Origin of the sequence: Escherichia sp. KTE96 (genome assembly GCF_000408525.1) — a bacterium.
In the GTDB taxonomy this organism is placed as follows: domain Bacteria; phylum Pseudomonadota; class Gammaproteobacteria; order Enterobacterales; family Enterobacteriaceae; genus Escherichia; species Escherichia marmotae.
The window spans coordinates 1960322-1973755 of record NZ_KE137149.1 but is presented as its reverse complement, the minus strand read 5'-3'; the positions used below and the strand labels follow the sequence as shown (position 1 = coordinate 1973755).

Here is a 13434-nt window from a genome sequence, read left to right as displayed (position 1 = left end):
GTGAAAAAACGTGATACTCATCACATCGACGAAACAACGTCACTTAAACAAAATCACCTGCGAGAGATTAATTATGAAAACTATCAATACTGTTGTTGCTGCTATGGCTCTTTCAACTCTGTCATTTGGCGTGTTCGCGGCACAACCGGTAACGGCATCCCAGGCACAAAGCATGAATAAAATCGGCGTAGTTTCTGCCGATGGCGCATCCACCCTCGACGCGCTGGAAGCAAAACTGGCAGAAAAAGCTGCGGCGGCTGGTGCCAGTGGATACAGCATTACTTCTGCCACCAACAACAATAAATTAAGCGGAACTGCGGTTATCTATAAGTAATTCACAGGTCGGATAAGGTGTTTACGTCGCATCCGGCAACAAGTGCCTGATGCGACGCTACCGCGTCTTATCAGGCCTACAAAATCCGAACCGTTGACCGGCATCCGGCAAAAGAATTTCCCTGTCTGTTTACCGACAGACGCATGTGCTCTAACCCTCATTGATCCTATGTTACCCTTGTTTGCCCGTCCGTCACTGGACGGGCTTTTTTTCGCTGGCTGACTATTGGCAGAAAGTCTGCAACGTCGCTTCTGGTACACCAATTTGCCGCGCCGCGTCACAAATCGCCTGCCAGCTCCCGGCATCTAACGGGATCCCCAGCTCCTGCCGTTCACGGCGCATATTCACTTCCCATTCGCCTGGCAGCAAAATCGGCTTATCTTCATCATGCGGCGAAGCTTTCACCCACTCGGCAAAGGCTTCGGTCTGCTCTGCACAATCTGGCGCGCCGAACAATTCCGGGTTAACGATGATGGTGGTCATACAGTTAAGAATGGTATCGGGGCTGGTTTGTAACGTTTCCTGATGGGTCGTTTTGCCGCCGGAAAGCGCACCACCAAGAATTTCGCACATCGCCGCCAGGGCATAACCTTTATGTTCGGCAAAGGTCAGCAGTGATCCCAACGGTGACTCCTGCATCACTGCCGGATTGGTCGTCGGCACGCCGTTAACATCAATCAGGCAGCCTGGCGGTACGGGCACACCTTTATGCCAGGCGACACGGGTTTTGCCAAATGCAATGGCGCTGGTGGCATAATCAAGCAACAGCGGGAAGTTATCCTTTCGTGGAAAGACCACGCAGAACGGATTGGTGCCGAAGCGACGATCGCGACCATGGAACGGTGCCACCATCGGAATCCCCACTACGCTCACAAAGTGAACAGAGACAAACCCCGCCGCTGCGCACTGTTCCGCCCAGTAACCGATACGCCCGATATGATGAGAGTTACGCAGTGCCACAGCAGCAATTCCGTGCTGACGCGCTTTTTCAATGCCAAGTGTCATGGCCTCGTACGCCGCCACCTGACCGAATGCACGATCGCCATCAAGCGTGACCACTGCCCCCGCATCTTTGACAATTTTAGCGTGATGGTTGATTTGCAAAGAACCCAGTCGCCAGGAATGCACATAGCTCGGGATCATGCCAATCCCATGTGAATCATGCCCTGCCAGATTTGCCGCAATTAAATGATCTGCTACTAGTTTTGCTTCCTGTTCCTCGCTACCCATCTGACGAAACACAGTCAGAATAAAGTTGTGCAGCGTCCGGGCATGAAAGCGATGACCACTTGCCATAGTTAACTCCTGTTTATGTTATATGCCTGTTGCTTTTTTATGCTGCGCGCCGCACGCGGGAAGGTCAATAAATATGCTGCAATTTCATGTTGCTGTGGAGTAAAGGCCGGATGACGCTCATCATCCGGCAGGGGGAGAAATTAAAATGATTGCTTAACGCGCGCCAGGCCATCGCTAACGGATGCCACTTCGCCCGCCGCCACCAGGCAGCAAGCCATCTGGATTTTTAGTGATTTGGGAATCGGTTCGCTGCCTGCCAGACAACGCTCAATCCACTTCGCGGTGGTTTCCGGGTCTTTTGCTTCTGGCAGTATCAGTAGCTCACTGCCTGCATCGTCCTGTTTTTCATACAGCACCCGCGTTCCTTCGCGATCAATCAGATTGATTTGCGGACAGCGTTGCGGATTTGCATACACTTCGCCTTCGGTGCCGTGCATTAACAGCGCCCTCCCACCGATGTCGTTAAAGAATTTCGCCACCCGCCCGACATATTCCGGATGCGAAACACTGGAAAGACGCAGCGCATCACCTTCAGCAAATGGCGTCGCCAGTTTCGCCAGCGTATGCGCACTGTTACGCACGCCCATCCGCCAGCGCATCGCCAGTTGTTTTTCCAGCGGCGGGCAAAACGCGCCTACAGGCATAAACACAGGTTGATGTTCGTCGAGCTTCGCCTGCGCCTGGCCGCCGTGCAGCGTTGGCGTAATCCCCATCAGTTCGAAAATGGTTTCGCTCAGCACGCGGGTCGGATCTTCGCTAACACCGTGAACCACTACTGGAAAACCGAGTTTGTGCAGCAGGAGCGCCAGCAATGGCGTCAGGTTGGCCTGTTTACGCGCACCGTTGTAACTGGGAATAACAACAGGCATCGGCTTGCCAACAGGGGGCGTCAACTTGATGGTGTGATTTTGCATGGCTTCGTAAAAGCCGAGCATCTCTGCTTCCCCTTCCCCTTTGATACGCAGCGCCATCAATACGCCGCCCAACTCAAGGTCAGGTACTTCACCGTTGAGCATATGGGCATACAGGCCGCGCGCCGTATCCTGGTCTAAATCGCGCGCATGGTTTTTGCCGCGCCCGATCTCTTTGATGATTTTGCGATAGTCCATTTATGACTCCTTACCTGACTCACATCATTAACGCCGCCGACGGCGTGGGGATTTTGCTTTTTCTTTCTTTTTAACTATACCTTCAGGGACTTCTGGTTGCTCAATCGGAAACACCGGTAAGGCATCAAGTAACCGCTTGCCGTAGTTTTTGGTTAACAAGCGTTTATCATAAATCACCACTTCACCCCAGCAACTGTGGCTTCGAATCAGACGCCCAACTTGCTGAATCAGGTTAAACGAGGCGCTCGGCAGGCTTTGTACCTCAAAGGGATAACGATTAAGACTTTTTAGCCATTCGCCTTCGGTGATCACCACCGGGCTGTCGATGGGGGGAAAGGCGATTTTATGAATATGCACCTGACTTAGCAGGTCACCTTTCAGATCAAGGCCTTCGGCAAAAGACTGTAAACCTACCAATACACTGCGCTCACCGTTAGCAACGCGTTTACGATGCAGTTCAACTAAGCGGTAGCGAGGCTGATCGCCCTGCACCAGCAACATCAGACGTAAATCTGTCACATAGTCGAGAAATCGCTGCATCGCCCGCCCGCTGGCAAACAACACCAACATGCCGAGATGTTTTTTGCTCTCTACCTGCTCACGGAAAAAGGCCGCCATTTCGGCAATATGCTGCTCTTCGTTGTCAATGGACGGTTCATAACGCATCTGCGGAATGACAATTTTGCCCTGTTCGCAGTGGTTGAAGGGGGAATCCAGCGCCACAAAGCGATCGCCCGCTTTCTCTTTCAACCCACTCATCTCCTGCAAACGCGAAAAACTGTTCAGCGAACGCAAGGTTGCAGAAGTGATAATAATGTGCGGAATACTGCGCCACAGCAGCCTTTCGAGTTGATCGCTGACGCGGATCCCCACACAGTGAAACCAGAGATGTAGCTGCCCGTCGCGTTCTTCCCGCGTCGCCCATTTGGTTACCGGCGCACCAGAAGATTGCGCCAGAGACGCCAGCCGCCAGAGTTTGCTCTGCGCCTCAAACATCCCCAGCGCGCGGTTCATCTGCAAAATCAGTCGATGCAAACGCACAATGTCATGGCTACCGGTTTTCTCACTTAAATCATTGAGGAATAACTCAGCCAGACCACGCAGCATCTCGGTCAGTTTTGCCAGCCGCTGGCAGATCTCCAGTACTTCATCCGGCAATTCGCCCATCGCAAAACGGTGCTCTGCCTCTTGCCCGGCAGGCATATAGAGATTGAGGATGTTGTTTAAAGAGGCGATAAGCTCATACAACTCTTCACAATGCGCATTCAACCGTTCAGGGATCGCCAGCGGTGGAATGGTCTTCGGGCGAAACTGCTCCATGCAGGTGGCGACCAGTTTTGTGAACAGATCCAGTTGTAGCCGATACCAGGGTGCAGTAATTTCCGCGCTCATTTCCAGCGCATCCCGCGCCACGTCCGGCAGGTGATGACCTTCATCCAGCACCAGCAGCAAATTTTTCGGTTCTGGCAATACCGCTTCGCTTTCCATCGCCGCCATCACCAGCGCATGGTTTGCCACTACCACTTCCGCTTCCTGAATTTCCCGGCGGGCAACAAAAAACGGACATTCGCGGTAGTAATAACAGTTACGGTTGAGGCAACTGGCTTTGTCGGTACTCAGACGACGCCAGAGATCGTCATCAATGGCGATATCAGTGTGATCGCGCAGGCCATCCCATTTATAAGTATCGAGATCGCCCTTCAGCTTTGCACAACGTTTTTGTTCTTCCTGATTGTTCGGTGTCAGTTCATCGTCGAGAAACGCGAGCAGATCCTGTTGTGTGGGTTCGGTACTGGCGAGCGCCGTCAGGTTACGCGGGCAAACGTAGCGCCCACGCCCGAAAGCGGCGGTGAATTTTAGATCGGGAATGATCTTTTTCAGCAGCGGCAAATCTTTGCTGTAGATCTGATCCTGCAACGCCACGTTAGCGGTACTCACCACCAGCGTTTTTTGCTCTTCGCGGGCAATGGCGATGCCGGGGATCAAATAGGAGAGCGTTTTCCCAACGCCGGTGGGGGCTTCAATCGCCAGATGCCGCCCTTCTTCTCCGGCCAGTGTTTTGGCGACATCCGCAATCATCTGCCGCTGCGGCGCACGGGGAATAAAGTCGGGGATCTGTTCCTGAAGCGCCTTATACCAGGCGGCAATTTGCGCTTTAAGCGCGGCGGTTAATGCCATGAGAAAACCTGAAATACTGTATAAACAGCCAATATTGTGGCATTTTTCAGTTTTCAGGGGTAATGATTTTTCTGTTTCTGGAAAGTGGCTCGCAATAACCGCCAGGATAATACGGTCTAATTCCTGTTCGACAACAAAGGATTCAACACGTCATGCAAGACACCATCATAAATTTCTACAGCACCAGTGACGACTACGGGGATTTTTCTAACTTTGCCGCCTGGGCCATCAAGATTGACGACAAAACCTGGCCCACCTCAGAACACTATTTTCAGGCACAAAAGTTCCTTGATGAAAAATACCACGAAGAGATCCGCCGGATTTCCTCACCCATGATCGCCGCGCGTATGGGGCGTGACCGTTCTAAGCCCCTGCGTAAAAACTGGGAGTCGATAAAAGAAGAGGTGATGCGCAAAGCGCTTCGCGCTAAATTCGAACAACACGCAGAACTGCGCGCGCTCCTGCTGGCAACCGCGTCAGCGAAACTGGTTGAGCATACGAAAAATGATGCTTACTGGGGAGATGGCGGTAATGGTCAGGGCAAGAATCGCCTGGGCTACCTTTTAATGGAGCTGCGCGAACAATTGGCTGCGGAGAAGTAACGCATCGGGTGGCTTGTGGGCGGTAAAACAGAGAAATCTTTTTGCCGCGCTTGCAAATTGCTGACTAGCGCTTGTAGTGATATGCCGGATGCGGCGCGAACGCCTTATCCGGCCTACAAGTTGTTAAAATTCAATATATTGTAGGAACCACGTAGGCCTGATAAGCGTAGCGCATCAGGCAGTTTTGCGTTTGTCATCAGTCTCAGATGCCGGGCATTACCCGGCATAAAAGATTACTGAGCTGCGGCAGGTTTACGCGGACGGCGGCGACGTTGTTGCTCGCCTGCCGGTTTGGCATCACCAAGACGACGAGACGGTTTTGCTGCAGGCTTCGCGTTACCAGCCTTCGCACCGCTTTCTGCGCGACGCGGTTGCTGTTGACTACGACCACCGCTCTGCCCACGACCGCCGCCGCTGCGTTGCTGGCGACCGTTCTGGATCGGTTCGGCTTTAATTGACGGATCCGGCTCATAGCCCGGAACAGCGATACGCGGGATCTCTTTTTTCAGCAGTTTTTCGATATCGCGCAACAGTTTGTGCTCATCAACACACACCAGCGATAACGCTTCGCCGGTGGCTGCGGCACGACCGGTACGCCCGATGCGGTGCACGTAATCTTCCGGTACGTTTGGCAGCTCATAGTTGACGACGTGTGGCAACTCTTCGATATCCAGGCCACGCGCGGCGATATCGGTCGCCACCAGCACACGAATATCACCCGATTTAAAATCGGCCAACGCACGAGTACGCGCACCTTGCGATTTATTACCGTGGATCGCCGCACTGCGGATGCCATCTTTATTTAGCTGTTCTGCCAGATGGTTGGCACCATGTTTGGTACGTGTAAACACCAGCACCTGCTGCCAGTTACCTTTACCAATCATGTGCGACAGTAATTCCCGTTTGCGTTTCTTATCAACAAAATGAACGTGCTGGGTCACTTGCTCAGAGGCGGTATTACGGCGCGCCACTTCGATTTCCAGCGGGTTATGCAGCAGTTTTTCTGCCAGCGCTTTAATCTCGTCAGAGAAAGTCGCGGAGAACAGCAGGTTCTGGCGTTTCGCGGGCAGCTTTGTTAACACACGGCGAATATCGTGGATAAAGCCCATATCGAGCATACGGTCAGCTTCATCAAGGACGAGGATTTCTATCTGATCCAGTTTCACCGCATTCTGGTGTTCCAGGTCCAGCAGACGCCCGGGCGTTGCCACCAGCACATCAACACCGCCGCGCAGTTTCATCATCTGCGGGTTAATGCTGACGCCGCCAAACACCACCAGCGAACGAATGTTCAGGTATTTGCTGTAATCACGGACGTTTTCGCCAATCTGCGCCGCCAGTTCACGGGTCGGGGTGAGGATCAACGCACGAACCGGACGACGCCCTTTGGCGTGCGGCTCACGGGAAATCAGGTGTTGCAGTAGCGGCAGCGTAAAGCCCGCTGTTTTACCCGTGCCGGTCTGGGCACTGGCCATCAGATCACGGCCTTCCAGTACTGCGGGGATCGCCTGCTGCTGAATAGGGGTGGGTTCACGGTAACCTTGCTCGGCAACGGCGCGCAGGATATCAGGGCTTAAACCCAAAGAATCGAAAGACATAACTACTCCGAACCGCCCCGACCGTTACCGGTGTAGTTTTCAGGGAGATACTGAAAAGGAAAATGACAAAAACCACAATGTCATGAGGGAGCGGAGTGTAGCAGTTTTTGTGACGCAGCGCATAAATTATCCCTGTGACTGGCGTTGCTAAAATTCTTAGCCATACTGGACAACGCTAAAAATGAGTCATAATCTTAATCAATCATTTGATTAAGAATGGGCTGTGCGATGAATAGTCCTGCCATGACAACCAAAGGTGAACAGGCCAAAAAACAGCTAATTGCTGCGGCACTGGCACAGTTTGGTGAGTATGGAATGAACGCCACCACCCGCGATATCGCCGCCCAGGCCGGGCAGAATATCGCAGCCATCACCTATTACTTCGGTTCGAAAGAAGATTTATACCTCGCCTGCGCCCAGTGGATTGCCGATTTTATTGGCGAGCAGTTCCGTCCGCACGCCGAGGAAGCCGAACGCTTGTTCGCACAACCACAGCCGGATCGCGCCGCTATCCGCGAACTGATCCTTCGCGCTTGCAGGAACATGATTCAACTGCTCACCCAGGATGATACCGTCAACCTCAGCAAGTTTATCTCCCGTGAGCAGCTCTCTCCCACGGCGGCCTACCATCTGGTGCATGAACAGGTGATTAGTCCGCTACACAGCCACCTTACACGCCTGATTGCCGCCTGGACCGGCTGTGACGCCAACGATACCCGCATGATCCTCCATACTCATGCGCTGATTGGCGAGATTCTGGCGTTTCGTCTCGGCAAAGAAACGATTCTGTTACGTACCGGCTGGACCGCGTTCGATGAAGAAAAGACCGAACTGATTAACCAGACGGTAACCTGTCATATCGACCTGATTTTGCAAGGATTATCGCAAAGGAGTTTGTAGTGATGAAAAAACCTGTCGTGATTGGACTGGCGGTAGTGGTACTTGCCGCCGTGGTTGCCGGAGGCTACTGGTGGTATCAAAGCCGCCAGGATAACGGCCTGACGCTGTATGGCAACGTGGATATTCGCACTGTTAATCTTAGCTTCCGTGTCGGTGGTCGCGTTGAATCTCTGGCGGTAGACGAAGGTGATGCCATCAAAGCGGGTCAGGTGCTGGGCGAACTGGATCACAAGCCGTATGAGATTGCGCTGATGCAGGCGAAAGCAGGCGTTTCGGTGGCGCAGGCACAATATGATCTGATGCTTGCCGGTTATCGCGATGAAGAAATCGCCCAGGCTGCCGCTGCCGTAAAACAGGCGCAGGCCGCTTACGACTATGCGCAGAATTTCTATGCTCGTCAGCAAGGATTGTGGAAAAGCCGCACTATTTCGGCAAACGACCTGGAAAATGCCCGCTCCTCGCGCGACCAGGCCCAGGCAACGCTGAAATCAGCACAGGATAAATTGCGTCAGTACCGTTCCGGTAACCGTGAACAGGACATCGCCCAGGCGAAAGCCAGCCTCGAACAGGCGCAGGCGCAACTGGCGCAGGCGGAGCTGAATTTACAGGACTCAACGTTGGTAGCCCCCTCTGATGGCACGCTGTTAACCCGCGCGGTAGAGCCTGGCACAGTGCTCAATGAAGGTGGCACGGTGTTTACCGTTTCACTAACGCGTCCGGTGTGGGTGCGTGCCTATGTCGATGAGCGCAATCTCGACCAGGCCCAGCCAGGCCGCAAAGTGCTGCTCTATACCGATGGTCGCCCGGACAAGCCGTATCACGGGCAGATTGGTTTCGTTTCGCCAACCGCTGAATTTACCCCGAAAACCGTCGAAACGCCGGATCTGCGCACCGACCTTGTCTATCGCCTGCGGATTGTGGTGACCGACGCCGATGATGCGTTACGCCAGGGAATGCCAGTAACGGTGCAATTCGGTGACGAGGCAGGACATGAATGATGCCGTTATCACGCTAAACGGCCTGGAAAAACGCTTTCCGGGTATGGACAAGCCCGCCGTCGCACCGCTCAACTGTACCATTCATGCCGGTTATGTTACGGGGCTGGTGGGGCCGGATGGCGCGGGTAAAACCACGTTGATGCGGATGCTGGCCGGGTTACTGAAACCCGACAACGGCAGTGCTACGGTCATTGGCTTTGATCCGATCAAAAACGACGCGGCGTTACACGCGGTGCTCGGCTATATGCCGCAGAAATTCGGTCTGTATGAAGATCTCACGGTGATGGAGAATCTTAATCTGTACGCGGATTTGCGCAGCGTAACCGGTGAAGCGCGAAAACAGACGTTTGCTCGCCTGCTGGAGTTTACTTCTCTTGGCCCATTTACCGGACGCCTGGCGGGTAAGCTCTCTGGCGGGATGAAACAAAAACTCGGGCTGGCCTGTACCCTGGTGGGTGAGCCGAAAGTGTTACTGCTCGATGAACCCGGCGTCGGCGTAGACCCCATCTCACGGCGCGAGCTGTGGCAGATGGTGCACGAACTGGCAGGCGAAGGGATGCTGATCCTCTGGAGTACCTCATATCTCGATGAAGCCGAACAGTGCCGTGACGTATTGCTGATGAACGAAGGTGAGTTGCTGTATCAGGGAGAACCGAAGGCTCTGACGCAAACCATGGCCGGACGTAGCTTTCTGATGACCAGCCCGCACGAAAGCAACCGCAAACTGCTGCAACGAACGCTGAAACTGCCGCAGGTCAGCGACGGGATGATTCAGGGGAAATCAGTACGTCTGATCCTCAAAAAAGAGGCCACACCAGACGATATTCGCCGCGCCGACGGAATGCCGGAAATCAACATCAACGAAACCACACCTCGCTTTGAAGATGCGTTTATTGATTTGCTGGGCGGTGCCGGAACCTCAGAATCACCGCTGGGCGCAATATTGCATACGGTAGAAGGCTCACCGGACGAGACGGTGATCGAAGCGAAAGAGCTGACCAAGAAGTTTGGCGATTTTGCCGCCACCGATCACGTCAATTTTGCCGTCAAACGCGGTGAAATCTTTGGTTTGCTGGGGCCAAACGGTGCGGGGAAATCCACCACCTTTAAGATGATGTGCGGCTTGCTGGTGCCGACCTCCGGTCAGGCGCTGGTGCTGGGAATGGATCTGAAAGAGAGTTCCGGTAAAGCGCGCCAGCATCTCGGCTATATGGCGCAAAAATTTTCGCTGTATGGCAACCTGACAGTCGAACAGAATTTACGCTTTTTCTCCGGCGTGTATGGCTTACGCGGTCGGGCGCAGACTGAAAAAATCACCCGTATGAGCGAAGCGTTCGGCCTGAAAAGCATTGCCTCACATGCTACCGATGAACTGCCATTAGGTTTTAAGCAGCGGCTGGCGCTGGCCTGCTCGTTGATGCATGAACCGGATATTCTGTTTCTCGATGAACCCACTTCCGGCGTCGATCCCCTCACCCGCCGCGAGTTTTGGCTACATATCAACAGCATGGTAGAGAAAGGTGTCACGGTGATGGTCACCACCCACTTTATGGATGAAGCGGAATATTGCGACCGCATCGGACTGGTGTATCGCGGGAAACTGATTGCCAGCGGCACGCCGGACGATTTGAAAGCGCAATCGGCCAACGATGAGCAACCCGACCCCACGATGGAGCAAGCCTTTATTCAGTTGATCCACGACTGGGATAAGGAGCATGGCAATGAGTAATCCGATCCTGTCCTGGCGTCGCGTGCGAGCGCTGTGCGTTAAAGAGACGCGGCAGATCATTCGCGATCCGAGTAGCTGGCTGATTGCGGTGGTGATCCCGCTGTTGCTACTGTTTATTTTTGGCTACGGCATTAACCTCGACTCCAGCAAGCTGAGGGTCGGAATATTGCTTGAACAGCGTAGCGAAGCGGCGCTGGATTTCACCCACACCATGACAGGCTCACCTTATGTCGACGCCACTATCAGCGATAATCGCCAAGAATTAATCGCCAAAATGCAGGCGGGGAAAATTCGTGGTCTGGTGGTGATTCCGGTGGATTTCGCGGAACAGATGGAGCGTGCCAACGCCACCGCGCCAATTCAGGTGATTACCGACGGCAGCGAGCCAAATACCGCCAACTTTGTGCAGGGTTATGTCGAAGGGATCTGGCAGATCTGGCAAATGCAGCAAGCGGAAGACAACGGGCAGACTTTTGAGCCGCTTATTGATGTCCAGACTCGCTACTGGTTTAACCCGGCGGCGATTAGCCAGCACTTTATTATTCCCGGTGCTGTAACCATTATCATGACGGTGATCGGCGCGATCCTCACCTCGCTGGTGGTGGCGCGGGAGTGGGAACGCGGCACTATGGAGGCTTTGCTCTCTACGGAGATTACCCGCACGGAACTGCTGCTGTGTAAGCTGCTCCCCTATTACGTCCTCGGCATGCTGGCAATGCTGCTGTGTATGCTGGTGTCGGTATTTATTCTCGGTGTGCCATATCGCGGTTCGCTGCTGATTCTGTTTTTTATCTCCAGCCTGTTTTTACTCAGTACGCTGGGGATGGGGCTGCTGATTTCAACGATTACCCGCAACCAGTTCAACGCCGCACAAGTCGCACTGAACGCCGCGTTCTTGCCGTCGATTATGCTCTCTGGCTTTATTTTTCAGATCGACAGTATGCCTGCGGTGATCCGCGCGGTGACGTACATTATTCCCGCACGTTATTTCGTCAGCACCCTGCAAAGCCTGTTTCTCGCCGGGAATATTCCGGTAGTGCTGGTCGTGAATGTGCTGTTTTTGATCGCTTCGGCGGTGATGTTTATCGGTCTGACGTGGCTGAAAACCAAACGTCGACTGGATTAGGGAGAAGAGCATGTTTCATCGCTTATGGACGTTAATTCGCAAAGAGTTGCAGTCGCTGCTGCGCGAACCGCAGACGCGCGCGATTCTGATTTTACCCGTGCTGATTCAGGTGATCCTGTTCCCGTTCGCCGCCACGCTGGAAGTAACCAACGCCACCATCGCCATTTACGACGAAGATAACGGCGCACATTCGGTAGAACTGACCCAACGTTTTGCCCGCGCCAGCGCCTTTACCCATGTGTTGCTGCTGAAAAGTCCACAGGAGATCCGCCCGACCATCGACACGCAAAAGGCGTTATTGCTGGTGCGCTTCCCGCCTGATTTCTCGCGCAAACTGGATACCTTCCAGACCGCGCCGTTGCAATTAATTCTCGACGGACGTAACTCCAACAGTGCGCAAATCGCCGCTAACTACCTGCAACAAATCGTCAAAAACTATCAGCAGGAGCTGCTGGAAGGAAAGCCGAAGCCAAACAACAGCGAGCTGGTGGTGCGCAACTGGTATAACCCGAACCTCGACTACAAATGGTTCGTGGTGCCATCACTGATCGCCATGATCACCACTATCGGCGTAATGATCGTCACTTCGCTTTCTGTTGCCCGCGAACGTGAACAGGGAACGCTCGATCAGTTGCTGGTTTCACCCCTCACCACCTGGCAGATATTTATTGGTAAAGCCGTCCCTGCGTTAATTGTCGCCACGTTCCAGGCCACCATTGTGCTGGCGATTGGTATCTGGGCGTATCAAATCCCCTTCGCCGGTTCGCTGGCGCTGTTCTACTTTACGATGGTGATTTACGGTTTATCGCTGGTGGGCTTCGGTCTGTTGATTTCATCACTTTGTTCAACGCAACAGCAGGCGTTTATCGGCGTATTTGTCTTTATGATGCCTGCAATCCTGCTTTCCGGTTACGTTTCGCCGGTGGAGAACATGCCAGTATGGCTGCAAAACCTGACGTGGATTAACCCTATCCGCCACTTTACAGACATTACCAAGCAGATCTATTTGAAGGATGCGAGTCTGGATATTGTGTGGAATAGTTTGTGGCCGTTACTGGTGATAACGGCCACAACAGGATCAGCGGCGTACGCGATGTTTAGACGCAAGGTGATGTAACTTTTTATCTTTCGCCAGTAGCGACACTACCGCCGGGCCGGCAAGGATCGCCAGCCCTGCAATTGCCAGCAAATAGTTATTTTCCAGCACGCGGGACAACAGCCACAGCACAATCAGCGCCGCGCCAAAATACCAGGTGGTGGTCAACTCTTCCAGCACATCTGCTACCTCGCGCCAGCGTTGCTCAGGATGACGCTGTAACACCAGCATCATCACTACTGTTACACAATACAGCACGCATAACCCTACGCCGACATGAACCAGCGTCTTACTCATCCAGCCCATAACCAGCAGCGCCACTACCAGTAAATGCAACATAATCTGCCAGCAACTTAGGCCAGTTGCGACACGAACGCGTTGTTGCCACTTCATGGCTTCTCTCCTGAAGAATTTATCTCTACTAATTCAGAGTACCGAACTTTACGGAAAATTCCGTAAGACCGCACC

General features: G+C 53.4%; 12 protein-coding genes. 7 read left to right on the top strand and 5 right to left on the bottom strand.

The genetic code is table 11. The features are described 5' to 3' along the window. The first annotated feature begins 73 nt into the window (after positions 1–73). Positions 74–334, top strand: a complete 261-nt coding sequence (gene ybiJ / locus A1WG_RS05380; RefSeq protein ID WP_000849310.1) for a DUF1471 family protein YbiJ — start codon at positions 74–76, stop codon at positions 332–334. Between the two features lie 222 nt (positions 335–556). On the opposite strand, the gene A1WG_RS05385 is transcribed toward ybiJ, so the two are convergent. From A1WG_RS05385 to dinG, 3 genes are all read right to left on the bottom strand, one after another. Beyond that, the gene (locus tag A1WG_RS05385; RefSeq protein WP_001516042.1) at positions 557–1630 is read right to left on the bottom strand and encodes a malate/lactate/ureidoglycolate dehydrogenase; all 1074 of its coding nucleotides are present in this window, start codon (positions 1628–1630) and stop codon (positions 557–559) included. 140 nt (positions 1631–1770) lie between these two features. Then, positions 1771–2739: a DNA-binding protein YbiB gene (ybiB, locus tag A1WG_RS05390; RefSeq protein ID WP_001516041.1), complete on the bottom strand. Its 969-nt coding sequence runs from the start codon at positions 2737–2739 to the stop codon at positions 1771–1773. Positions 2740–2766: 27 nt separating this feature from the next. Continuing rightward, complete coding sequence (gene dinG, locus A1WG_RS05395) at positions 2767–4917, bottom strand: ATP-dependent DNA helicase DinG (protein ID WP_001218667.1); 2151 nt, start codon at positions 4915–4917, stop codon at positions 2767–2769. 119 nt (positions 4918–5036) lie between these two features. On the opposite strand from dinG, the gene A1WG_RS05400 reads away from it, so the two are divergent. Further along, on the top strand, positions 5037–5519 hold the full coding sequence (locus A1WG_RS05400; RefSeq protein ID WP_077633340.1) for an NADAR family protein: 483 nt from the start codon (positions 5037–5039) through the stop codon (positions 5517–5519). 233 nt (positions 5520–5752) lie between these two features. Here the strand turns inward: A1WG_RS05400 and rhlE are convergent, their stop codons facing one another. Further along, the gene (gene rhlE / locus A1WG_RS05405; protein WP_000007078.1) at positions 5753–7117 is read right to left on the bottom strand and encodes an ATP-dependent RNA helicase RhlE; all 1365 of its coding nucleotides are present in this window, start codon (positions 7115–7117) and stop codon (positions 5753–5755) included. 228 nt (positions 7118–7345) lie between these two features. On the opposite strand from rhlE, the gene cecR reads away from it, so the two are divergent. From cecR to A1WG_RS05430, 5 genes are read left to right on the top strand one after another with little or no spacing between them, the layout of a single operon-like run. Then, the gene (gene cecR, locus A1WG_RS05410; RefSeq protein WP_024191852.1) at positions 7346–8017 is read left to right on the top strand and encodes a DNA-binding transcriptional regulator CecR; all 672 of its coding nucleotides are present in this window, start codon (positions 7346–7348) and stop codon (positions 8015–8017) included. Between the two features lie 2 nt (positions 8018–8019). Further along, a complete protein-coding gene (hlyD, locus tag A1WG_RS05415) occupies positions 8020–9015 on the top strand; it encodes a secretion protein HlyD (RefSeq protein ID WP_001516038.1) in 996 nt (331 codons plus the stop codon). Beyond that, the gene (locus A1WG_RS05420; RefSeq protein ID WP_000997115.1) at positions 9008–10744 is read left to right on the top strand and encodes an ATP-binding cassette domain-containing protein; all 1737 of its coding nucleotides are present in this window, start codon (positions 9008–9010) and stop codon (positions 10742–10744) included. The genes hlyD and A1WG_RS05420 overlap by 8 nt, the downstream gene beginning before the upstream one ends. Continuing rightward, on the top strand, positions 10737–11870 hold the full coding sequence (locus tag A1WG_RS05425) for an ABC transporter permease (RefSeq protein WP_001516036.1): 1134 nt from the start codon (positions 10737–10739) through the stop codon (positions 11868–11870). The genes A1WG_RS05420 and A1WG_RS05425 overlap by 8 nt, the downstream gene beginning before the upstream one ends. Before the next feature lie 10 nt (positions 11871–11880). Continuing rightward, positions 11881–12987 carry an ABC transporter permease gene (locus A1WG_RS05430; protein ID WP_000469021.1) on the top strand — a complete coding sequence of 369 codons (1107 nt, stop codon included), beginning with the start codon at positions 11881–11883 and terminating at the stop codon, positions 12985–12987. Here A1WG_RS05430 and A1WG_RS05435 read toward each other — a convergent pair. Continuing rightward, positions 12949–13359, bottom strand: a complete 411-nt coding sequence (locus tag A1WG_RS05435; protein ID WP_000871975.1) for a YbhQ family protein — start codon at positions 13357–13359, stop codon at positions 12949–12951. The genes A1WG_RS05430 and A1WG_RS05435 overlap by 39 nt on opposite strands. Between the last annotated feature and the right edge of the window lie 75 nt (positions 13360–13434).

Coding starts and splice junctions, on each gene's coding strand:
- hlyD (WP_001516038.1), top strand. CDS start 8,020: ATGAAAAAACCTGTCGTGATTGGACTGGCGGTAGTGGTACTTGCCGCC.
- dinG (WP_001218667.1), bottom strand. CDS start 4,917: ATGGCATTAACCGCCGCGCTTAAAGCGCAAATTGCCGCCTGGTATAAG.
- A1WG_RS05420 (WP_000997115.1), top strand. CDS start 9,008: ATGAATGATGCCGTTATCACGCTAAACGGCCTGGAAAAACGCTTTCCG.
- ybiJ (WP_000849310.1), top strand. CDS start 74: ATGAAAACTATCAATACTGTTGTTGCTGCTATGGCTCTTTCAACTCTG.
- ybiB (WP_001516041.1), bottom strand. CDS start 2,739: ATGGACTATCGCAAAATCATCAAAGAGATCGGGCGCGGCAAAAACCAT.
- A1WG_RS05385 (WP_001516042.1), bottom strand. CDS start 1,630: ATGGCAAGTGGTCATCGCTTTCATGCCCGGACGCTGCACAACTTTATT.
- A1WG_RS05435 (WP_000871975.1), bottom strand. CDS start 13,359: ATGAAGTGGCAACAACGCGTTCGTGTCGCAACTGGCCTAAGTTGCTGG.
- rhlE (WP_000007078.1), bottom strand. CDS start 7,117: ATGTCTTTCGATTCTTTGGGTTTAAGCCCTGATATCCTGCGCGCCGTT.
- A1WG_RS05425 (WP_001516036.1), top strand. CDS start 10,737: ATGAGTAATCCGATCCTGTCCTGGCGTCGCGTGCGAGCGCTGTGCGTT.
- cecR (WP_024191852.1), top strand. CDS start 7,346: ATGAATAGTCCTGCCATGACAACCAAAGGTGAACAGGCCAAAAAACAG.
- A1WG_RS05430 (WP_000469021.1), top strand. CDS start 11,881: ATGTTTCATCGCTTATGGACGTTAATTCGCAAAGAGTTGCAGTCGCTG.